Annotated in this window: 21 protein-coding genes; 4 read left to right on the top strand and 17 right to left on the bottom strand. The window is 44.6% G+C overall.

The features are described from left to right. Window positions 1-112 precede the first annotated feature (112 nt). On the bottom strand, window positions 113-1,060 hold the full coding sequence (locus tag AB4180_RS05400) for a flagellar motor protein MotB (RefSeq protein WP_009847463.1): 948 nt from the start codon (window positions 1,058-1,060) through the stop codon (window positions 113-115). 11 nt (window positions 1,061-1,071) lie between these two features. Further along, the gene (pomA, locus tag AB4180_RS05395; protein ID WP_009847464.1) at window positions 1,072-1,836 is read right to left on the bottom strand and encodes a flagellar motor protein PomA; all 765 of its coding nucleotides are present in this window, start codon (window positions 1,834-1,836) and stop codon (window positions 1,072-1,074) included. A 298-nt stretch (window positions 1,837-2,134) separates the two neighbouring features. Between pomA and xseB the strand changes: the two genes are divergently transcribed. Genes xseB through dxs form a run of 3 tightly spaced genes read left to right on the top strand, consistent with a single transcriptional unit; the run spans window position 2,135 to window position 5,187 of the window. After that, window positions 2,135-2,377 (top strand): exodeoxyribonuclease VII small subunit, encoded by a 243-nt coding sequence (gene xseB, locus AB4180_RS05390; protein ID WP_004734405.1) that lies wholly within the window; start codon window positions 2,135-2,137, stop codon window positions 2,375-2,377. A gap of 20 nt (window positions 2,378-2,397) precedes the next feature. Further along, window positions 2,398-3,282, top strand: a complete 885-nt coding sequence (gene ispA, locus AB4180_RS05385; RefSeq protein WP_017096792.1) for a (2E,6E)-farnesyl diphosphate synthase — start codon at window positions 2,398-2,400, stop codon at window positions 3,280-3,282. A gap of 21 nt (window positions 3,283-3,303) precedes the next feature. Then, window positions 3,304-5,187 carry a 1-deoxy-D-xylulose-5-phosphate synthase gene (gene dxs / locus AB4180_RS05380; RefSeq protein WP_102249103.1) on the top strand — a complete coding sequence of 628 codons (1,884 nt, stop codon included), beginning with the start codon at window positions 3,304-3,306 and terminating at the stop codon, window positions 5,185-5,187. 119 nt (window positions 5,188-5,306) lie between these two features. Here the strand turns inward: dxs and pgpA are convergent, their stop codons facing one another. The 14 genes from pgpA to AB4180_RS05310 all read right to left on the bottom strand — a co-directional run bounded on the left by pgpA (window position 5,307) and on the right by AB4180_RS05310 (window position 18,090). Continuing rightward, the gene (gene pgpA / locus AB4180_RS05375) at window positions 5,307-5,813 is read right to left on the bottom strand and encodes a phosphatidylglycerophosphatase A (protein ID WP_102249104.1); all 507 of its coding nucleotides are present in this window, start codon (window positions 5,811-5,813) and stop codon (window positions 5,307-5,309) included. Continuing rightward, window positions 5,813-6,787, bottom strand: a complete 975-nt coding sequence (gene thiL / locus AB4180_RS05370; protein WP_102249105.1) for a thiamine-phosphate kinase — start codon at window positions 6,785-6,787, stop codon at window positions 5,813-5,815. The genes pgpA and thiL overlap by 1 nt, the downstream gene beginning before the upstream one ends. Window positions 6,788-6,902: 115 nt before the next feature. Then, on the bottom strand, window positions 6,903-7,370 hold the full coding sequence (gene nusB, locus AB4180_RS05365; protein ID WP_004734399.1) for a transcription antitermination factor NusB: 468 nt from the start codon (window positions 7,368-7,370) through the stop codon (window positions 6,903-6,905). Then, window positions 7,370-7,840 (bottom strand): 6,7-dimethyl-8-ribityllumazine synthase, encoded by a 471-nt coding sequence (ribE, locus tag AB4180_RS05360; protein ID WP_004734398.1) that lies wholly within the window; start codon window positions 7,838-7,840, stop codon window positions 7,370-7,372. The genes nusB and ribE overlap by 1 nt, the downstream gene beginning before the upstream one ends. A 280-nt stretch (window positions 7,841-8,120) precedes the next feature. After that, window positions 8,121-9,230, bottom strand: a complete 1,110-nt coding sequence (gene ribBA / locus AB4180_RS05355; RefSeq protein ID WP_102249106.1) for a bifunctional 3,4-dihydroxy-2-butanone-4-phosphate synthase/GTP cyclohydrolase II — start codon at window positions 9,228-9,230, stop codon at window positions 8,121-8,123. A 108-nt stretch (window positions 9,231-9,338) separates the two neighbouring features. Continuing rightward, window positions 9,339-9,995 carry a riboflavin synthase gene (locus AB4180_RS05350; RefSeq protein WP_010436361.1) on the bottom strand — a complete coding sequence of 219 codons (657 nt, stop codon included), beginning with the start codon at window positions 9,993-9,995 and terminating at the stop codon, window positions 9,339-9,341. A gap of 72 nt (window positions 9,996-10,067) precedes the next feature. Beyond that, window positions 10,068-11,144: a bifunctional diaminohydroxyphosphoribosylaminopyrimidine deaminase/5-amino-6-(5-phosphoribosylamino)uracil reductase RibD gene (gene ribD / locus AB4180_RS05345; protein WP_102249107.1), complete on the bottom strand. Its 1,077-nt coding sequence runs from the start codon at window positions 11,142-11,144 to the stop codon at window positions 10,068-10,070. Between the two features lie 40 nt (window positions 11,145-11,184). After that, window positions 11,185-11,634, bottom strand: coding sequence for a transcriptional regulator NrdR (gene nrdR / locus AB4180_RS05340; protein ID WP_004734394.1), 450 nt, complete (start codon window positions 11,632-11,634; stop codon window positions 11,185-11,187). A 156-nt stretch (window positions 11,635-11,790) separates the two neighbouring features. Further along, window positions 11,791-13,041, bottom strand: coding sequence for a glutamate-5-semialdehyde dehydrogenase (locus AB4180_RS05335; RefSeq protein ID WP_102249108.1), 1,251 nt, complete (start codon window positions 13,039-13,041; stop codon window positions 11,791-11,793). 74 nt (window positions 13,042-13,115) lie between these two features. Next, window positions 13,116-14,300: a glutamate 5-kinase gene (gene proB / locus AB4180_RS05330; protein WP_012604650.1), complete on the bottom strand. Its 1,185-nt coding sequence runs from the start codon at window positions 14,298-14,300 to the stop codon at window positions 13,116-13,118. A gap of 76 nt (window positions 14,301-14,376) precedes the next feature. Then, window positions 14,377-14,766: a sigma factor-binding protein Crl gene (gene crl / locus AB4180_RS05325; protein ID WP_009847473.1), complete on the bottom strand. Its 390-nt coding sequence runs from the start codon at window positions 14,764-14,766 to the stop codon at window positions 14,377-14,379. Between the two features lie 142 nt (window positions 14,767-14,908). Next, window positions 14,909-16,162 (bottom strand): esterase FrsA, encoded by a 1,254-nt coding sequence (frsA, locus tag AB4180_RS05320; RefSeq protein WP_009847474.1) that lies wholly within the window; start codon window positions 16,160-16,162, stop codon window positions 14,909-14,911. A gap of 89 nt (window positions 16,163-16,251) precedes the next feature. After that, on the bottom strand, window positions 16,252-16,716 hold the full coding sequence (gene tet(34) / locus AB4180_RS05315) for an oxytetracycline resistance phosphoribosyltransferase domain-containing protein Tet(34) (protein WP_009847475.1): 465 nt from the start codon (window positions 16,714-16,716) through the stop codon (window positions 16,252-16,254). 84 nt (window positions 16,717-16,800) lie between these two features. Continuing rightward, on the bottom strand, window positions 16,801-18,090 hold the full coding sequence (locus AB4180_RS05310; protein ID WP_009847476.1) for an NCS2 family permease: 1,290 nt from the start codon (window positions 18,088-18,090) through the stop codon (window positions 16,801-16,803). A 1,064-nt stretch (window positions 18,091-19,154) separates the two neighbouring features. Between AB4180_RS05310 and AB4180_RS05305 the strand changes: the two genes are divergently transcribed. Further along, on the top strand, window positions 19,155-20,627 hold the full coding sequence (locus AB4180_RS05305) for an aminoacyl-histidine dipeptidase (protein ID WP_012604655.1): 1,473 nt from the start codon (window positions 19,155-19,157) through the stop codon (window positions 20,625-20,627). Window positions 20,628-20,798: 171 nt separating this feature from the next. On the opposite strand, the gene AB4180_RS05300 is transcribed toward AB4180_RS05305, so the two are convergent. After that, window positions 20,799-21,338 carry a DUF3332 domain-containing protein gene (locus AB4180_RS05300; protein WP_102249109.1) on the bottom strand — a complete coding sequence of 180 codons (540 nt, stop codon included), beginning with the start codon at window positions 21,336-21,338 and terminating at the stop codon, window positions 20,799-20,801. Window positions 21,339-21,531: the final 193 nt, after the last annotated feature.

The raw sequence follows: 21,531 nt of genomic DNA, 5'->3' as shown, positions 1-21,531 counted from the left end.
CTCTTCTCTTCTCTTCTCTTACTAGCTTGGTACAAACACTTTTGTGTATCACACAAAGAAAAAGCCCAATCTACGACAGATTGAGCTTTGGGATGCATATTCTTGATAAATACTATTCAGTGATTACTGGGACTTCTTCACTGTAAAGCGGTTCGCCCTGCATAATGCTGATTTCAACACGACGGTTTAAGCTACGTTGCCATTCAGTATCGTTCGGCTCTACTGGCTCTGTATCGGCCATACCGCGAACTCTTAAACGTTGATGAGAGAAACCACGGACCTTTTCCATCTCTTGAGCCACAGACACCGCACGCTGCGATGATAAGTCCCAATTAGAACGGTAAAGCTCAGAATCAAGACGTTGATTATCAGTATGCCCAGAGATTCGGACAATGCCCGGAACATCTTTCACTAACTCGGCAACCTGTCTCACCAAAGGTCGGAACTTAGGTTGTAGGAAAGCAGAACCCGACGGGAATGCGCCTTTTTCACGAATTCGAATCACAATTTGCTGGCCAAGGTTTTCCACCTCAATCGCGCCTTGGTCGATCTCTCGCTCCAACGCCTTCTTGATGCTCTCCATCAAGGTTTCCATCTCTTGAGACTGTTCTTGAGCTTGCTGTTGCTGCTGATCTGATTCTGAGTTTTGGTTGTTGTGCGCAGAAACTTCTGCTGATTTACCACCCGTCATCTTGCCCTGATCACGCATTGTACCGCCAGCACGCTCAGATTCCCCTTCATGAAACTCGAGAGTTTGCTGCGTAATATCAATGGTTTGCTGCATGATTACATCAATAGGCGTCGGTTCTGGGCGACCAGGACGAAACTCCTGCGCAATAATGCTGGTACCTTTAGGAATGTCTTTTACTTCCAAGCGGTTTTGTACACCAAACGCGAATTTCATTGAGCCTGCGATCTGTTTAAATTTCAGTACGTCCATCTCAGAGAATGAGAGGAGCAGTACAAAGAAACACATCAACAATGACATCAAGTCAGCAAATGTTCCCATCCATTGTGGCAAACCCGGAGGGGGACATTTACATGGATTTTCTTCATCCATTTTTATTCCCCTTAAGCCATTTCACCATCAATCGTACGTTTACCTTCGTTAAGGTAACTCTTCAGGTAACCGTCAATAACTCGTGGGTTTTGACCATCTTGAATCGCGAGTACGCCATCCATCACCAAACGACGATTCAGTGTCTCTTGGTCACGACGTAGAGCAAGTTTGTCCGCGATAGGGAAGAACACCATGTTCGAAAGAATTGCACCATATAGAGTGGTTAAAAGTGCAACCGCCATCGCCGGCCCGATCGCTTTTGGATCATCCATGTTCGAAAGCATGGCAACCAAACCAACCAATGTACCAATCATACCCATTGCGGGTGCAACATCACCAAAAGCTGTAAATACTTTAGCGCCCTGTTCGTGACGTTCTGTGGTTAACGCGATGTCTTTTTGCAGTGCTGCACGCACCACATCACCATCATGGCCATCAACCAATAGGTCGATACCCTTTTGCATGAAACTGTTGCTGATTTCCATCTCTTCAAGTGCTAAGAAACCGCCTTTACGCGCGGCATCCGCCATCTCTACGACTTTAGCAATAAGATCTTCTGGTTCATCGGCTTTAAACATAAATGCTTTACCGGCAATTTTTGCCGCACCAAAGAACTGTCCCATGGTGAATTTCATTAGAACAACAAACGTTGAACCACCAATCACGATCAAAACGGATGTCGTGTCATAGAACATCCCGAGGCTTCCACCTAGGATCATTGCCATAATTACGAAGGCAAATCCACCAATCAAACCTATTAGGGTTGCTAAATCCACTGAGCACTCCTCATGCTTTTTTACAGTTCTACGTCGACGATAATATTCTTATCGGCAAGACTATAAGATCTTTTAGTTAATTCTTCGTCTAAGTATCACACTTTTCGTTTTTGAATCACAACTATTGGCTTACTTTGGACTTATCCAAAGCGTATAAACTCGATAAAGCCACGGTTATTCAATCAAAGTAAATTCAAGCGCCTTAAAAACGAACTTTCTAGCAAAAATTCTTGGTTACATTTGACCATCTTAGCGGCCTAGGGTAACGTTCGTTCATCTTTCCAAACGCAGATTTATTATGGCTACTAAGAAACCTGAAAATATGAGCTTTGAAGCGGCTATCGAAGAGCTTGATGGCTTGGTTGATCAACTAGAAAATGGTGATCTAGCTTTAGATGATGCGCTGAAAAAGTTCGAACGAGGCATCTCCCTCGCTCGTGCTGGTCAAAGTAAACTAAACGACGCTGAACAGCGTGTTAGCATCCTGCTGCAAAATGATGAAAATGCAGAACTGAGTGACTTTAACCCACAACCTGAATAACAAATTGTATGAGATCCCCTATGATCGAGACGTTATTGTCTTATCAAGCACGTAATAACGAGCAACTTAACCTTTGGCTTGATCGCCTGCCACACCAAAATCAGAATCTCATTAACGCGATGCGTTATGGGTTACTTTTAGGCGGCAAACGCGCACGTCCGTTTCTTGTCTACATTACAGGGGAAATGCTCGGTTGCACTGCGGAAGAACTCGACACTCCAGCTTCTGCAATCGAATGCATTCATGCCTATTCTCTGATTCACGACGACCTTCCAGCAATGGACGACGACGAATTGCGTCGTGGCCATCAGACTTGTCACATTAAATACGATGAAGCAACGGCAATTTTAACTGGCGATGCACTACAAACTCTCGCGTTTACTATACTTGCGGAAGGCACATTAAGTGCTGACGGGGAAAGCAATCGCGTTCGAATGATTCAACGCCTAGCAGAAGCGTCTGGTGCACAAGGTATGTGTATTGGACAAGCTCTTGATATTGAAGCTGAAAACCGCTCTGTCACGCTAGAAGAGTTAGAAGAAGTTCACCGCAATAAAACGGGCGCGCTAATGAAATGTGCGATTCGTTTAGGTGCTCTCGCTGCTGGTGAAAAAGCGTTTGAAGTGATGCCTCAATTAGACAAGTTCGCCGATGCCATTGGATTAGCATTCCAGGTTCAAGATGATATTTTAGATATCACTGGCGATACTGAAACTTTGGGTAAGCCACAGGGTTCTGACCAAGAATTGAACAAAAGCACCTACCCTTCTTTGTTAGGTTTAGAGGGCGCTCAAGAAAAAGCGCAAACTCTGCTACAGGAAGCGCTTCAAGCTTTGGCTGCAATCCCATACAATACCCAGTTACTCGAAGAGTTCGCCCGATACGTCATCGAGCGCAAGAACTAAGACAATAAGCGCGCATTACCTATGACTCTTGATATATCAAAGTACCCAACTCTTGCTTTGGCTGATAAGCCAGAGGATTTGCGTCTACTTCCAAAAGAGACGCTTACACAGCTTTGTGATGAATTACGTACCTATCTTCTTAACTCAGTGAGCCAGTCAAGTGGTCACTTAGCATCAGGCTTAGGTACAGTGGAGCTAACAGTTGCTCTGCACTATGTGTACAACACGCCTTTCGACCAGTTGGTTTGGGATGTTGGCCACCAAGCCTACCCACATAAAATTCTTACTGGTCGTCGTGACCGCTTATCGACTATTCGTCAAAAAGATGGACTGCATCCATTCCCATGGCGTGAAGAGAGCGAGTACGACACGCTTTCTGTTGGTCACTCTTCAACATCGATCAGTGCTGGACTTGGTATGGCGATCAGTGCGAAGAAAGAAGGCAAGAATCGTAAAGTCGTCAGTGTGATTGGCGATGGTGCGATCACCGCAGGTATGGCCTTCGAAGCGATGAACCACGCGGGTGATATTCACAATGACATGCTGGTTATCCTGAACGATAACGAGATGTCGATCTCTGAAAACGTCGGTGCGCTAAACAACCATCTAGCTCAAGTTCTTTCTGGCAGTCTTTACACGTCAATTCGTGAGGGCGGCAAGAAAGTGCTATCGGGCGTTCCGCCGATTAAAGAGCTGGTTCGTCGTACAGAAGAACATCTGAAAGGCATGGTTGTCCCTGGCACCATGTTTGAAGAGTTAGGCTTTAACTACATTGGTCCGGTTGACGGTCACGATGTGAATGAGCTGATTAAAACGCTTAAGAACATGAGAGACCTTAAAGGCCCTCAGTTCCTGCATATCATGACCAAGAAAGGCAAAGGCTACGAGCCTGCAGAGAAAGATCCAATCGGTTACCACGGCGTACCGAAATTCGATCCCGCACACTCAAGTCTGCCTAAGAGCACCAGCTCTAAACCAACTTTCTCTAAGATTTTTGGCGACTTCCTGTGTGATATGGCTGCGCAAGATCCTAAGCTGATGGCAATTACGCCAGCAATGCGTGAAGGTTCTGGCATGGTACGTTTCTCGAAAGAGTACCCAGAGCAATACTTCGATGTAGCGATTGCTGAGCAACACGCAGTGACACTAGCAACGGGTATGGCGATTGCGGGTGATAAGCCGATTGTGGCTATCTACTCGACATTCCTACAACGTGGCTACGATCAACTGATCCACGATGTCGCTATCATGGATCTACCGGTTATGTTCGCTATTGACCGTGCAGGTCTTGTTGGAGCCGATGGTCAAACACACCAAGGTGCGTTCGACTTAAGCTTTATGCGTTGTATTCCAAACATGGTGATCATGGCACCAAGCGACGAAAACGAATGTCGCCAAATGCTTTACACTGGTCACCAGCACACAGGTCCAAGTGCCGTTCGTTATCCTCGTGGTAATGGTATGGGCACCGAGATTCAAAGTGAGTTTACTGCGCTAGAGATTGGTAAAGGTCGTATCGTTCGCGAAAGCAAAAAAGCAAAAGATGGCTCGAAAGTCGCTATCCTAAGCTTCGGTACTTTCCTTGAGAGTGCACTTCAAACCGCAGACGCTATCGATGCGACAGTTGCTGATATGCGCTTTGTGAAGCCACTCGATGAAGCTTTGATCAAACAACTTGCTGCAGACTACGATGTACTTGTTACTATCGAAGAAAACGCAATAGCAGGTGGTGCGGGCGCGGGTGTGATTGAATTCTTGATGCAAGAGAAACTACTGATGCCAGTATTGAATCTTGGCCTCCCAGACAAGTTTATTGCTCAAGGTACTCAAGGCGAACTGCATGAAGAGCTTGGCTTAGATGCTAAAGGCATAGAGAACTCTATCTCTGATTACCTTGTTAAATAGCTTTCACAAGCAAACGGTATAAGCAACAAATCAAAAAAGGTTGGCCCTAGGGTCAACCTTTTTAGTATCCGAGACTTAGCTTAATATGCTTGCAACTAAGTCTTAATCCTTTAGCTAACTTAAACTAACCAGCCCGCGAAATGTGCCACTGCGTACAAGGCAACAGCCGCCATAATACCTGCCACAATATCATCAATCATGATACCTAAGCCGCCGTGTACTCGTTTATCTAGCCAGCCAATAGGCCAAGGCTTCACCATATCGAAAAAGCGAAATAGGACAAAACCAGTGAATAACCATTTCCAGTCATCCGTAGGGATATTCAATAAAGGCACTAGACCCATGGTGATCCAAAAGCCCGCAAACTCATCCCATACGATAGAGCCATGGTCGTGTACACCCATATCATCAGATGTCACCTGGCAGATCTTGATACCGATAATACAACTAACAACCACTACTGCGACATAAACAGGAAACGGTAACTGAACCAGCAATAGATAAAATGGAATCGACGCAAGCGTGCCCATTGTGCCTGGAATAATCGGCGATAAGCCACTGCCAAAACCCGTAGCCAATAAGTGCCAAGGATTTTTAAGAGAAATAAGAGAAAGTGGATTTGTCATCAGTTAACCTTAAAGTGATCGTAACCAGTTAAGTTCCAGCTTAGTGGTTCACCATTATTGTGTAATTCAAAATATTCTACAGGTCTTATCTGGCCAATGCAGGTGACTTTTGTACCTGTGTGCGACAAAGCACTTTCCAATGAACCTTTATTCTCTTCCGGCACGGTAAAGCAGAGTTCGTACTCTTCACCACTGGTCAATGCATACTGCTGTGCAGAACCGGTATCAGAAGAGAATTGAAGTAATTCAGCGGAGATTGGTAACGCACTCACATCAATGCTTGCGCCGACCTGAGAACGCTTAAGGATGTGTTTTAAGTCGGCAATAACGCCATCAGAGATATCAATAGCCGATGAAGCTAGGTTCACGAGCGCCTGACCCGCCAATACTCGTGGAGAGCTGATGTAGTGCCTCTCTTCTAGCTCAAGTGCATAAGGCTTAGCTTTGTTCTGTTCTGGGTCTAATATCACCTCTAGCCCAGCTTTGCTGTCACCTAAGTTACCCGTTACGTAAATCCAGTCCCCCACTTTCGCGCCATCTCTGCGTAGTGCTCGGCCTTCTGGCACAAAGCCCTGTACAGTCAGCGTTAAACTCAGCGGCCCTTTGGTCGTGTCACCACCAATAAGTTGAATACCAAAATAGTCTGCAAGTTTGAAGAAGGAATCACAGAAGGGAGCAAGCCATTCTTCATCAACTTCTGGCATGGTTAACGCAAATGAAACCCAGGCAGGCGTCGCACCCATCGCCGCAAGGTCGCTAATGTTCGAAGCCAACGCCTTGTGTGCTACCCATGCCGGATTCGCCTCTGTTAAGAAGTGAGTGCCCGCCACTAAGGTATCCGTGCTGATCGCTATCTCAACATTGCCCGGCGCTTTGACCAAAGCACAGTCATCGCCCGCTGCCAGATGTACATCTTTACGTTGTGGTTGTCGATTTACAAAATATTTTTCAATCAGGTTAAATTCGCCAGACATCACATGCCCTATCTTTAGTCTTCACACAAATCACCGTAATTATTGGTATTACGATAATTTAGTTACAAAAAAGGCCAGCATAAAAGCTGACCTTTAGATTCAATATACGAACGTCTTATTTCTTACGAACGTGCGGTGCAGCTTTATCAAGCACACCGTTAACAAACTTATGGCTGTCTTCTGCTGCGAATACTTTCGCAAGCTCGATAGCTTCGTTGATAACCACTTTGTATGGTACATCTTCGCGACGAGTCATCTCGTACATAGCTAAACGTAGAAGCGCTAGTTCCATCAAATCCAGATCTTGCATAGGGCGAGATACGAATGGACGAAGCTTGCTATCAAGTTCCATGTGGCTAAGAGCAACACCAGTTAGTAAGTCGCGGAAGTATGCAACGTCTGTTTCTGGCATAGCTAGAGCAGGTTCTGCGGCATGATGCTCTTCTTCATCATACTTACCACCAGATAAGAACTGTTCTTCAACGGTAGCAATATTTTCTTTAGTAATTTGCCAAGAATAAATTGCTTGTAGAGCAAATTGACGTGCGTTACGACGTGCGGCTGGTTTCACACTGGCCCCCATTAGGAATCGATTTCAGAAAGAACGTTGATCATCTCAAGTGCGCTAAGTGCGGCTTCTGCACCCTTATTACCAGCCTTGGTTCCTGCGCGTTCAATAGCTTGATCGATCGTATCAACAGTAAGAACACCAAACGCTACTGGAAGAGAAAATTCCAGAGACACTTGTGCCAAACCTTTATTACATTCACTACAAACATAGTCAAAGTGAGGTGTACCGCCACGGATTACTGTACCAAGAGATACAATCGCATCGAACTTACCTGTTTTTGCAACGCGTTGCGCTACAAGTGGAAGTTCTACTGCACCAGGGCAACGAACAACAGTGATGTTGTCTTCGCTTACTTGTCCATGACGCTTTAAAGTATCGATTGCACCAGAAAGTAAACTTTCGTTAATAAAACTGTTGAAACGAGCAATAACGATAGCAATTTTTGCATTTGGCGCTGGGAAGCCACCCTCGATCACTTTCATAAGCCTTCCTTTAACTATTTTCATCAAGTGAGAATCGCCGGATTCTAGCACAAAACTGTGAGCAATATCTAATGCTAATTTAGAAGAACAGACACCGGAGATGTAAAGATGATAACGCAGCACCGCTCTCAACCATATAGGAGCAACCAGTAGTCAAGCTCGTGTATTTAACACGTTTTGAATCGGGCTTAACTACTTTGCTCTTTTGGCAAAACGAATCACCAAAAGAGCCACTGGAATCATCGGTAAATTATGTTGCTATAAACAGAGATATATCGACTTACTCGCAAACATACTCAACAACGTTAAGACCAAAGCCACCTAATGCGTGGTAACGCTTGGTGCTTGAAGAAAGCAGACGCATATCATGAACACCAAGGTCTTGTAGAATCTGAGAACCCACACCAACACGACGAGAAGTACCTTGTTTCTTAGCCATGGTTGGTTGCTCATTCTTATCTTGAGCTTCGAACGTCTTCACTTTATGAATCAAAGAATCAGACGACTCTTCGTTGCCAAGAATAACCAGCACACCGCCTTCATCGCCAATGCGCTTCATCGCTTTATCTAGCGACCAGCTACGCTCTGTACCACGGTCTGAATGAAGCAGGTCAGTGAACGTGTCATGCAGGTGAACACGCACCAAAGGAGCACCTTCGGTTAAGCTGCCTTTTTGCATTGCATAGTGGATCTGGTTATCGATCGTGTCACGGTAAGTCACAAGCTCAAAGTCACCAAACTCTGTTGGCAAATGGCATTGTGCTACACGTTCAATCGTCGTTTCTGTGTTGTTGCGATATTCAATCAAGTCAGCAATGGTGCCTAATTTGATATCGTGTTTTTCAGCGAAGACTTCAAGATCAGGACGACGTGCCATGGTGCCGTCGTCATTTAGGATCTCAACGATAACAGACGCAGGCTCACAGCCTGCTAACCGAGCTAAGTCACAACCTGCTTCAGTATGGCCTGCACGCGTTAGAACACCACCTTCTTGAGCAGTCAGAGGGAAGATATGGCCAGGTTGAACTAAGTCAGCCGCTTTCGCATCTTTCGCCACTGCCGCTTGAACTGTCACTGCACGGTCTGATGCAGAGATACCCGTCGTTACACCCTCAGCCGCTTCAATCGAAACCGTAAAGTTCGTGGTGTACTGTGCATTGTTGTCTTGAACCATAGGGGCTAGACCCATACGGCTTGAACGCTCTTTGGTTAGCGTCAGACAGATTAAGCCACGGCCATACATCGCCATGAAGTTAATCGCTTCTGGCGTCACATGTTCTGCTGCCATGATCAGATCGCCTTCATTTTCGCGATCTTCATCATCCATCAGGATAACCATTTTTCCTAGGCGAATGTCTTCAATAATTTCTTGAGGAGTACTAATTGGCATTGTTCTATATCCTTTGAAATGGTTCTGCTTCCTAGAACCGACACTATTTAAACCTGATGATATTGCTTCGCTTTACAAAGTCTCGCTTAACGCACTTTGTATCAACGGTTAGGCAAAACCATTCTGCTGTAAGAATTCCATCGTTAATCGAGATTCAGGCTCAGACTCTTGCTGCTGACCTTGCAGTAAACGCTCCATGTAACGCGCTAATACATCAACTTCTAGATTCACTTTACGACCGACATTGAATTGGTCGATGGTCGTTTCTGAAGAGGTATGAGGAACGATAGTCAGCTTGAATGCGTTCTTGCGTAAATCGTTCACCGTTAGGCTGATACCATCGACCGTTACTGAACCTTTTTGAGCCACGTATTTTGAGATTTCTGCTGGCATTTCTACCCAGAACTCAATCGCACGACCAACTTGATTACGTTCAACAATCTCACCCACGCCATCAACGTGACCAGACACGATGTGTCCACCGAAACGCGTGGTTGGTAACATTGCTTTCTCAAGGTTAACTTTATCGCCCGCTTGGTAATCGACAAAACCCGTTTTTTTCAGGGTCTCAAGCGAAAGGTCTGCACTGTAGCTGTGGTCGTTATACTCAACAACTGTCAAACACACACCATTGGTAGCGATACTGTCGCCTAACTTAACGTCAGCCATATCAAGCTTACCAACATTAACCGTTACGGTGATGTCTTCTCCGCGGGGAGTGATTGCACTCAATGTACCTACGGCTTCTACAATTCCTGTAAACATTTTAAAACTCTTTTTGTTGTCAACGACACGTATGCAGTTGGAGTAACTATTTCTACTGTGGTTTCGTTACTATCAGTTTCGAAATACGGGTTTCGCAACAATGCGAATATCCACACCAACCTGTCGAACATCTTTAATTTCTAGGTCAATAACGTCAGACATTGAAGTGAGCCCTAATGCGCCCATCAAACCTCGTCCGTCACTGCCCATAAGTTTAGGTGCTAAATAGAGGATTAGCTCATCCACCAACTGTTCTTCAATCAAGCTTTTTGCCAATGTCGCGCCCGCTTCGACCCAAATATGATCAATATGGTTCGCTGGCAATTGACGCATCAAATCGTGTAAATCAAGCTGACCAGTATCCGTTGTTCTGACCTCAATATCAGCAGAGGTTTCAGCAACTCTCAATACCGAAGTTGGAGTCTGGAATAACTTGAGCTCAGGATACAGTTGATTTTGGCGATCAAGAATCACGCGAATCGGCTGACGCAGCTCGTCTTCAACGTAATTTATTTTGGTACTGCTTGGCAATTCTGCCCAGCGAACATTCAGCGACGCGTTGTCTTCAATCACCGTTTGGCTGGTTGATAGCACCGCGCCTGATTTTGCTCGAAAGTTCTGAACATCACGACGCGCTTCTGGCGATGTGATCCATTGGCTTTGACCATTTTCCAATGCCGTTTGTCCATCAAGGCTAGCGGCCATCTTTAACTGAACAAATGGCATGCCCGTTTGCATACGCTTAATAAATGCAGGATTTAAATCGAGAGCATCTTGCTCTAACAAGCCGATTTCAACCTCAATACCTGCGTCGCGTAGCATCTTGATACCACGGCCTGCGACTTTAGGGTTTGGGTCCTGCATGGCACAAATCACTTTTGAAACTTGAGCCTTAATCAAACCTTCAGCACAAGGCGGCGTTCTACCGTAATGAGAACAAGGTTCAAGTGTGACATAAGCGATCGCACCTTTTGCCTTATCACCCGCCATTCTCATAGCGTGTACTTCGGCATGAGCTTCGCCAGCTTTGGCATGGAAACCTTCGCCAACGATCTGGCCATCGGTTTGCACGATGACACAACCCACATTAGGGTTTGGCGCAGTAGTGTAAATGCCGCGTTTTGCTAACTGAATAGCACGCGACATCATTTGAAAATCTAGGGGAGTAAAGTTTGACATGATTGAGGAGTTAATCCTCTAATTTAGCGATTTCTTCGCCAAACTCTCGGATGTCTTCAAAGCTGCGGTAAACAGAGGCAAAACGGATGTACGCCACTTTATCCAATTCTTTCAATTGGCCCATCACAAGATTACCGATCATCTCGCTTGGTACTTCACGCTCACCAGTTGCACGGAGTTGTGACTTAATCGTACTGATCGCAAGTTCAATTGCATCAGCACTCACTGGCCGTTTTTCTAGAGCGCGCTGCACACCACCGACCATTTTATCTTCATTAAATGGTTCGCGGTTTCCATTCGACTTTATGACTTTAGGCATCACAAGTTCTGCCGATTCGAAAGTCGTAAAACGTTCACTACATGCAAGGCATTGACGGCGACGACGAACCTGATGGCCATCGGCTACCAGTCTTGAATCGATTACTTTAGTGTCGTTCTCTGAACAAAAAGGACAATGCATATCACCTCCAAATAATTGAATATCAGTGTAACGGAATTGCCAAACGTTAGGAAAGAAAAAGGGCCAATTAAGGCCCTTTTGTGTGGTAATTCATTGATTATTGCTACTCGATCGCCATTTCAAAAATGAGCTGAGGAGTAAAATTAACGACCAGCGTTAACCGCGAACTAAATAGTTCGCTTTACCTACCCACTTGTAGCTTGTCAGCTCTTCTAAGCCCATTGGGCCGCGAGCATGTAGTTTCTGGGTAGATACTGCGACTTCAGCGCCTAAACCAAACTGTGCGCCATCTGTAAAACGTGTTGATGCATTCACATAGACTGCAGCTGAACCGACTGAATTAATAAAGCGCTCTGAGCTCTCTAGACTGTTAGTCATAATCGCATCTGAGTGACTCGCGTTGTGTACGCGCATGTGGTCAATCGCTTCTGCAACGTCAGCAACCACTTTCACGCCTAGCGTGTAGCTTAGCCATTCAGTGTCAAAGTCACCTTCAACGGCATCACGTTGGTCTTCAAAACCAGTAAGCAATGATTTTGCACTAGCGTCAGCAACCAAGGTTACTTTGCCTGCTAAACGCTGTGTTAGCTTAGCAAGGAAAGCCTCAGCAACCGCTTCATGCACTAGCAGCGTATCCAATGAATTACATGCAGATGGACGTTGAACTTTCGAGTTTTCAACCACATCAACAGACTTCTCAAGATCAGCGCTCTCATCAACAAAGATATGGCTGATACCGAAACCACCGATGATCACTGGAATGGTGCTGTTTTCTTTACACATTTTGTGCAGACCAGCGCCACCACGAGGAATGATCATATCCACGTAGTCATCCAGTTTAAGCAGTTGAGAGACAAGTTCACGATCGGGTTTCTCGATGTACTGCACAGAAGCCGCAGGAAGTTCCGCTTTCTCTAATGCAGACTGGATTACTTTAACCAGCTCCATGTTTGAGAAGAATGTATCTTTGCCGCCACGTAGGATGCTTGCGTTACCAGTTTTGAGACACAGTGCTGCAATATCGATGGTTACGTTTGGACGCGCTTCATAAATAACACCAACCACGCCAAGTGGTACACGACGGCGAGACAGTGACATACCGTTTTCAAGTACCTTACTGTCAATCTCGCTGCCGACTGGATCATTCAGGCTAATCACGTTACGTACATCGTTAGCGATACCGGTTAAGCGTTCTTCGTTCAGCAATAGACGATCAAGCAGTGCATCAGTCAGACCCGCTTCACGGCCAAGTTCGATATCTTTCGCGTTTGCTTCTAAAATCGTTGTTGCGTTTGCTTCTAGCTCATCAGCGATAATCGCCAATGCTTTATTCTTTTGCGCCGTAGATGCGGTCGCTAGGTGGAAAGCAGCGTCTTTTGCTGCGATACCCATGTTAGTTAAATCCACGTTTAACTCTCCCTAAATTCTGTCTGTCTTTGGATGCAAAAAGGTGATTCGCCTTATCATCACGAGATCACGAACTACTCTTGAATCACAACCAGGTCGTCACGGTGAATGACTTCTGACCCGTAATCGTATCCAAGAATGTCGCCAATATCTTTACTGTGCTTGCCTGCAATTTTTGCTAGGTCTTGGCTTGAATAACTGGCGATACCACGCGCAATTACTTTGCCTTTACTGTCTGTGACTTGGGTGACTTCACCACGAGAGAATTCGCCTTTAACTCGAACAACCCCTTTCGCCAACAAGCTGCTGCCTTTAGTGTTGACTGCGTTTACTGCGCCGTCGTCGACCACAATGTCACCAGCTGAAGCAGGGCCCGCTAGAATCCAGCGTTTACGGTTTTCAAGCGCTTCCGCTAAAGGCAAGAAACGTGTGCCTTGTGGGTTGTCACTCAGTGAGTCAAACACCACATTTTCAGCACTGCCCGCAGCAATAATTACTTCGATGCCAGCGCGACGAGCAATATCAGCCGCCTGCAGTTTTGTCGCCATGCCGCCAGTACCTAACGTAGTACCACTGCCGCCTGCGATCTTGCGCAGTGTGTCATCAATAGTTTTCACTTCTTTGATGAGCTCAGCATTTGGGTCTTTACGAGGGTCAGCCGTAAACAGGCCTTTTTGGTCCGTTAATAGCAAAAGCTTATCAGCACCGCACAAAATACCCACTAAGGCCGACAAGTTATCATTGTCGCCCACTTTAATTTCGTTGGTGGCTACTGCGTCGTTTTCGTTTACTACAGGAATAATGTCGTGCTCAACAAGCGCATTGATCGTGTCACGTGCATTAAGAAAACGCTCGCGATCATCGAGATCAGCACGAGTCAGTAGCATCTGGCCAATCTTAAGGCCATAGATAGCAAACAAAGACTCCCAAACTTGAATCAACTGACTTTGCCCAACTGCCGCAAGCAATTGTTTGCTTGCCATCGAGTTGGGAAGTGCGGGGTAACCAAGGTGCTCACGTCCGGCTGCAATTGCGCCAGACGAAACCATAACCACAGAGTGGCCTTGTTTTTTTAATTCAGCACATTGACGAACCAGCTCAACCATATGAGCGCGGTCTAAAGCCAATGTTCCACCAGTTAAGACACTGGTACCCAGTTTAACAACGACAGTTTTACGCTGTGTTGTTGTCCCGCTTTGATGATTTGTTGTCATGAAGTCTTTTATGGATAAAACAAATAAGAGGTGATGTTTTAGCAATCAAAAGGGGAATTCACAAGCAGAAAAGGTGCGAAATCGCACCTTTTTGCTTTATATAGAAGAGTAACCTTTAAAATCAGACGAATTCGACAGACTCTTCGTCTAACTGAACGCCGATTTCAAATTTCTTTTGAAGTTCATCAACCAGCTTTTGGTGAAAGGCTTCTTGAGTTCGAGAGACCTCAGCGATCGCCTTTTTAGGTAATGGCAAAGGATCCCAGTTACCATCGATGTTGTATTTACCCGTGTTGTACTTCGCCGAAAATCCTTCTTCCGACTTATCCAACTCCAACCACCAGCCCCAAAACTCACGTTCTTCTGGCGATTTTTTATCGTTCACACACACAGACAAGCAATCAAAAATATAGTGGCCTTCTTCTGATTGCGGCTCCCTTAAGTAAGGGCCTATAGCCTTTAAAACATTTAACAAGCGATAATGCGTAGGTTGTTGTGTCACTTCTGACATATTGAATCTCCATTTCAATGTTAAGAATGACGTTACTCAGACTGTTATACGTAGAAACTACGCAATTGATTTTATAAATTATTTCTGAGTATCAGGTACTTACTTTGTACACTTTTCATGCTTAACTAATTTAGGGGAAATGTCATCTAAATAATTCATCCTCAAGCCACTTTATCGCCAATTCGAGGGATTGCTCATAACCTTGTGTAATTGATTTAGCTTTGATTTTCTTCGCTTTACCGTAATCACTGTAAATAGCAACCAGTTGGTTATCCATTGGAGGTGATACTGGGTCGCCCTCTAACGCTAATGCCAAGATAGGCACACTGGTTTTACTGTTTGACAGCAAACCTTGCACCTTGAGTGACCACGCCATCAATTGCCCAGAAAGACTATTGATATCAACGGCCCCTTTACCAAGACGCGAAGCCAACACATCTAAATGCATTTTAGGCATCTGTTTCAATTTGTCGGCATGAACAAAGATATCGTGAATTGGCGCGCCTAAAGAGATACACGCTTTAAGCTTATGCTGCTCAAGGAAAGATAATCTCACCATCGCATTGCCACCAAAGCGGAAGCCAAACAAGCCAACCTTGTGGTGATCGACCCACGGGATATTAGGCAGTTCATTCAAGACAGCTTGGTGAAGACAAGATGAGTCTTCTGTTAACGGCCAATGTGCACTGTGCCCTATCGATGGCATGTCTACCGTTAGCATGGCAATATTCTTTGGTGCTAAATAATCCCTAAACAAGCGCCACATATCGGTTTGCAAGCTATCTAGACCCGCGCTGACAATCACAACCGGTTGTGGTTTGTCTGTTTTGGTTAGATGCAAGTTCGCTTTGATCTTCTTGTTTTGGTATGGAATATCAATCTGTTTGACGATCAACTTCGTATGCTTAATTGCTTCAGAATAAGCTGCGTTGGCCAACACTTGAGCCTGAGCCGCCAAATTGTCGTTCTTGAGATGTGGGTAGCCAGCAATGCTGAAGCACAACGATGCTGAAAACAGCTCTTCAGCCATTTCTTCACCCTTCTTCTCGTTCGAGCGATTTTGATGCTGCATACCCAGTTTGGTCCATTCGTATGCCCAGTTACCACTTCGATAACCCATGACCGTATCAAGCCACTCATCGGTTGTACGAGAGTTATCTGATGACGCGATGCGAGCCAATACCGCTTCTTGCTCAATGGGGTTAACGCCTTGCCATACCCACTGAAGACGTCTTAGGTTTCGGTACCATGATGAGTTTTGCTGTTCACGCTTCTCATCCAATAGCGCTTCAGAGCTTGGCATGTATTGTGTCAGCATTGAGGTCTCTTTAGCCTGCTTGTGCTTTACAAACAAGGTTTCCGAAAGGTTTGAGCTCGTTTCTTCTGATTCAGACATTGGGATACTTAATAAGAAATGGTTGTTACTAATCATATAAAAAAAAATGACCCTATAAAGGGTCATTTCTCAAAAAACTAAGTTTACGCTTATTTTGACTTGCGATTTACCGGCTCAACGTAGCTTAGGCTAGTATCCCAAGGTTGCTCAATCCATGTGTCTTGAGCGATATCAACGATGTACTCGTCTAACAAGTCAGCACCAGATGGCTTTGCACACACAGCGATCAGTTTCGCTTTCGGGTACATTTCGCGAAGCTTGCGTGCAGTGTCACCACTATCAACAAGATCTTCAACGATTAGGAAGCCTTCGCCGTCACCTTCAGGTGCTTTAACGACTGTCATATCACGTTGGTGATCGTGGTCGTAGCTAGAAATACAAATCGTATCTACGTGACGAATACCTAGCTCACGAGCCAAGATTGCACCAGGAACCAAACCACCACGGCTCACTGCCCAGATGCCTTTCCACTGCTCTGCTGGCATTTGCTTTTCAGCAAGTTGACGGCAGTAAGTCTGCATGTTGTCCCAAGTGATAACGAATTTGTTGCTCATAGTATAAAACCTAATAATTTTGTCATGTTATTAGAGGCTATTTCAAACATAGCCTCTTCAGCGATTAAGCAGAAATCTAGACGATTAAGCGAAAGTATATTTAAGAATAAAGATAGCCGACATTACCCACACTGCAGGTGAAACATCGCGACCTTTACCACTTAGCAGCTTAATTGCAGCGTAAGCGATGAAGCCTAATGAGATACCCTCAGCGATAGAGTATGTCAACGGCATAAGCAGACATGTTACCACGACTGGGGCTGCTTCCGTAAGATCACGCCAATCAATACCAACTAGGCCAGACATCATCAAAATTGCTACATAGAACAATGCACCTGATGTTGCGTAGGCTGGAATCATACCGGCAAGCGGTGAGAAGAAAAGAGCCAGTAGGAACAAGATACCAACAACAACCGCTGTTAGACCAGTACGACCGCCCTCTGCTACACCCGCAACACTCTCAACGTAAGAGGTTGTATTTGATGTACCTAACAATGCACCAATAGATGTTGCTGTAGAGTCAGCAAGCAGTGCTTTGTTTAAGCGCGGCAATTTGCCGTCTTCCTTGATTAGGTTTGCTTTCGTTGCAACACCAACCAGAGTGCCCGCTGTATCGAATAAATCGACGAACAAGAAAGCGAATACTACTGAAATCATACCGATTTCAAATACAGCAGAGAAATCAAGCTGCATGAATGTTGGTGCAAGACTTGGTGGTGTAGACATGATGCCGCCGTATTGAACGTCACCAATAACAATACCAACAGCTGTGATAGCTAGAATCGCAATCATTACTGCGCCTTTCACGCCACGGTGAACAAGAGCAATCGTAAGGAAGAAACCAAGCGCACCTAGGATAGGAGCTATCGCGGTAATGTCACCCAGTGAAACTTTCGTTGCAGGGTTAGAAACAACGATGCCAGCATTGCTAAGAGCAATAAACGCTAGGAAAAGACCGATACCTGCAGAGATACCAACACGCAGAGACATTGGGATCGAGTTGATAATCCATTCACGGATCTTAAAGATGCTTAAGAAGATGAAGATCACGCCCGATACGAAAACCGCTGCCAGAGCAACTTGCCACGTATAACCCATCCCCATTACAACAGCGTAGGTAAAGAATGCATTCAAACCCATGCCTGGAGCTTGAGCAATTGGGTAGTTAGCAACAAAGCCCATGATGAAACAGCCAATAGCAGCTGCTAAACAGGTTGCTACAAATACAGCGCCATGGTCCATACCAGCATCAGCTAGAATCATTGGGTTTACAAAAATGATGTAAGCCATTGTTAGGAAGGTTGTTAGACCTGCGATGATTTCAGTGCGCACATTGGTGCCATTTTCACTGAGTTTGAATAGCTTTTCGAACATTATCGAATCCTATAAGGGTAAAAAGTAAACGGTTGCGTAATCGATTGGCTGTGGATTATAAAGTTATCAAATAACAAATTCCAGATAGAATTAAGGCTCTAATCGATCTTTATCAGAATGCCGTATGAAAAAGAGCGATTAAAAATGAAGACTGAAAGATAAAATAACGATTAAAAACAATAAGATAAGTAAGATAAATACGATGAAAGTACTTGGCCATTTTTTAAACCATCAGTTATTTTCATTGAGAATCTAGCTAATAAATTCCGAATTCAAACCCACAATAGTTATGTATTTTTCAACAGGATCAGTAATAAGGCGCAAATTGATATTTCGGCGTTTAAAAAACAACCACGCAGAACAGCAGGAAAAGTGATAAGCGAAAGCGGTTTGGAAAAGTAGCAGGCAAAAAAAACGCCACTCAAAACTGAGTGGCGGTAGAATCTGTCAACCAAAAGGGCTGTAAAATAATTCCAATATATAGGGGTGAACAAAACTGTTCGAGTTACATGCTTGTGGTATTAGTAACCAAAGCTTGTAGGGTATGCAAAGTTGCTAGTGTAAACAGAGCTGTTAATCCAGAACATTGCAGATGGTAAACCTTTCATAACTATCACCTTAATAAATCAATAAAAAACGAATTTGATTTCTCGGTTCCTTGGAGGCGATAAAACGGACTCATCCTTTGAGCATTTACTCTTCACTTCAGAAGTTGGTTATTAATATACCCTAAAGAAAAAAGATTACAAGTATTTTTTGCTATACGTCACACTTTTGGCTATTTACGGTTATTTTACAAACTCTATTTTGTAATTAAATTACAAAATAGAGTTAAACAAACGTTTGCCTGTACCATTTATAAGCATCAACGCGCTTATTTATGATCAGATAGACAAGATCGCTTTCAAAATTTGAGCTATTTGAGGTTTAGAACCGCTACTCGTCAAAACGCTCAAGTGGTATGCTGTTGCCATCAAAACAGACCCATATTTTAGATTTTTGTTCTAGTTTTTTGCCATTACAAAACCTAAATATATGGTTATCAAATAAAAAAGGAGTCATCCGTGTCTGAATTCCATTCTGAGATCAGTAAATTGTCCCCTGCCCCTATTTGGCAGTTTTTCGATAAAATTTGTTCAATCCCGCACCCTTCGAAACATGAAGAAGAACTTGCTCAATACATTATTGCTTGGGCAACAGAGCAAGGCCTAGATGTACGTCGTGACCCAACGGGTAACGTATTCATCAAAAAGCCTGCAACGGCGGGTATGGAAAACAAAAAAGGTGTCGTGCTGCAAGCTCACATCGATATGGTTCCACAAAAGAACGAAGACACAGTTCATGACTTCGCTAAAGATCCAATCCAACCATACATTGATGGTGAGTGGGTTACAGCGAAAGGCACAACGCTTGGCGCTGATAACGGCATGGGCATGGCTTCTTGCCTAGCGGTTCTGGCTTCGAACGAAATCCAACACGGCCCTATCGAAGTTCTACTTACCGTAGATGAAGAAGCAGGCATGACTGGTGCTTTCGGTCTTGAAGCGGGTTGGTTAGAAGGCGATATCCTTCTTAACACCGATTCAGAGCAAGAAGGCGAAGTGTACATGGGTTGTGCTGGCGGTATCGACGGCGCAATGACATTTGAAATTGCACGTAACGCGATTCCAGCTGACTTCGTAACACGTAAGCTAACGCTAAAAGGCCTAAAAGGCGGTCACTCTGGTTGCGACATCCACACAGGTCGTGCAAACGCAAACAAACTGCTTGCTCGTTTCCTAGCGGGTCACGCAAAAGAGCTAGACCTTCGCATCGTCGAATTCAAAGGTGGTAGCCTTCGTAACGCTATTCCTCGTGAAGGTTTCGTAACGGTTGCTGTTCCTGCTGAAAACCAAGAGAAACTGGCTTCGCTATACAACTACTACACAGAGCTGCTTTCAACAGAGCTAGGTAAAGTAGAAGACAGCATCGTGACTTTCAACGAAGAAGCTTCTGTAGAAATGGGCGCACTTGCGTCAGCAGACCAAGCTCGCTTTATCGCGGCACTTAACGCATGTCCAAACGGCGTGATTCGTATGAGTGACGAGATTGAAGGTGTTGTTGAAACGTCTCTAAACGTAGGTGTTATCACAACAGAAGAGAACTCAATCACAGTGCTTTGCCTGATCCGTTCTCTTATCGATTCAGGTCGTAGCCAAGTAGAAAGCATGCTTCACTCTGTTGCTGAACTAGCAGGCGCTAACATCGCATTCTCTGGTGCTTACCCAGGTTGGAAGCCAGATGCAGATTCAGAAATCATGCACATCTTCCGCGACATGTACGAAGGTATCTACGGTCACAAACCAAACATCATGGTTATCCACGCTGGTCTTGAGTGTGGTCTATTCAAAGAACCTTACCCGAACATGGATATGGTTTCTTTCGGCCCAACCATCAAGTTCCCTCACTCTCCTGATGAGAAAGTGAAGATCGATACGGTTGAGCTATTCTGGAATCAAATGGTTGCACTGCTTGCAGCTATCCCAGAAAAAGCATAATTCGATAAACTATGTATGTTCAATAAATGGTGTTTCCAATAAATAGGGCTCTTCACTAAATAGCACTTTTCAGTAAACACCGTTTATAGACACAAAATAAAACAGGTACTCAATGAGTACCTGTTTTTGTATCCAATCTTTGTAGCTATGTACTTGTGACTAAATAAACAATTAAGCGCGTGAAGCCGCGTAGCTTTCTAACTCATCAATTGAAGTTTGTGCTACTACTTCGCCGTCGATGAAATATGTCACCATCTCACCATCACGAACTCCGATCAATGTCGCACGCTCACCAGACTGGTAAGTGATGTCCATTTGGATCGTGTTTTCGTCGATCTGCTGCATTTGACCTTTCTCAATCATATCAGCACTCGTAATCGGACCCACTGGTGCTTCAGTCAGTGACTTATCAAGCTGATTGTTGATATCAAGGTAAGTATCAATCTTAGTATCAAATATATGCGGTGCACCTGTTAGTGGGTTGCTGCCCGTCCAGAACTCTAGTGAGTTGAATACCAAGTAATCAGCTGCAACTGTTAGACCGTAAGCCGGTGCAAGCAATATGTTCAAACCACCACGAGCGTAACGGTTATCAACGGCTTTAAGGTTGAACTTCATTAGGTAACCCGTTACTGCATTGCTACCAACACAGCCAGATAAAGCAACAGATACCACCGTTAGTGCTACAACTTTTGAAATTGTTTTTTTCATTTTCATCTCGATATTTGAATTTGGCCGCCAAAAAATGGCGGTGGATAATAGCAACCAACCAAATGACAAATATCAGTGTACTGTCAGAAAAACCACAATTTGAAACACCCTATAATGAGTCAAATTAAAACTGGAAACTTATTTATAGATAACTCCATAGAAAAATTTTGTCGTCACCGTAAACCGATTGATT

This window comes from Vibrio sp. 10N.286.49.C3, from assembly GCF_041469545.1.
In the GTDB taxonomy this organism is placed as follows: domain Bacteria; phylum Pseudomonadota; class Gammaproteobacteria; order Enterobacterales; family Vibrionaceae; genus Vibrio; species Vibrio tasmaniensis_A.
This window is presented reverse-complemented; position numbering and strand designations above follow the sequence as displayed.

Excerpts from the sequence above, each read along its gene's own strand:
- AB4180_RS05400 (WP_009847463.1), bottom strand. The coding sequence starts at position 1,060 with ATGGATGAAGAAAATCCATGTAAATGTCCCCCTCCGGGTTTGCCACAA.
- xseB (WP_004734405.1), top strand. The coding sequence starts at position 2,135 with ATGGCTACTAAGAAACCTGAAAATATGAGCTTTGAAGCGGCTATCGAA.
- ispA (WP_017096792.1), top strand. The coding sequence starts at position 2,398 with ATGATCGAGACGTTATTGTCTTATCAAGCACGTAATAACGAGCAACTT.
- dxs (WP_102249103.1), top strand. The coding sequence starts at position 3,304 with ATGACTCTTGATATATCAAAGTACCCAACTCTTGCTTTGGCTGATAAG.
- pgpA (WP_102249104.1), bottom strand. The coding sequence starts at position 5,813 with ATGACAAATCCACTTTCTCTTATTTCTCTTAAAAATCCTTGGCACTTA.
- thiL (WP_102249105.1), bottom strand. The coding sequence starts at position 6,787 with ATGTCTGGCGAATTTAACCTGATTGAAAAATATTTTGTAAATCGACAA.
- nusB (WP_004734399.1), bottom strand. The coding sequence starts at position 7,370 with ATGGGGGCCAGTGTGAAACCAGCCGCACGTCGTAACGCACGTCAATTT.
- ribE (WP_004734398.1), bottom strand. The coding sequence starts at position 7,840 with ATGAAAGTGATCGAGGGTGGCTTCCCAGCGCCAAATGCAAAAATTGCT.
- ribBA (WP_102249106.1), bottom strand. The coding sequence starts at position 9,230 with ATGCCAATTAGTACTCCTCAAGAAATTATTGAAGACATTCGCCTAGGA.
- AB4180_RS05350 (WP_010436361.1), bottom strand. The coding sequence starts at position 9,995 with ATGTTTACAGGAATTGTAGAAGCCGTAGGTACATTGAGTGCAATCACT.
- ribD (WP_102249107.1), bottom strand. The coding sequence starts at position 11,144 with ATGATGTCGCGTGCTATTCAGTTAGCAAAACGCGGCATTTACACTACT.
- nrdR (WP_004734394.1), bottom strand. The coding sequence starts at position 11,634 with ATGCATTGTCCTTTTTGTTCAGAGAACGACACTAAAGTAATCGATTCA.
- crl (WP_009847473.1), bottom strand. The coding sequence starts at position 14,766 with ATGTCAGAAGTGACACAACAACCTACGCATTATCGCTTGTTAAATGTT.
- frsA (WP_009847474.1), bottom strand. The coding sequence starts at position 16,162 with ATGTCTGAATCAGAAGAAACGAGCTCAAACCTTTCGGAAACCTTGTTT.
- AB4180_RS05310 (WP_009847476.1), bottom strand. The coding sequence starts at position 18,090 with ATGTTCGAAAAGCTATTCAAACTCAGTGAAAATGGCACCAATGTGCGC.
- AB4180_RS05300 (WP_102249109.1), bottom strand. The coding sequence starts at position 21,338 with ATGAAAAAAACAATTTCAAAAGTTGTAGCACTAACGGTGGTATCTGTT.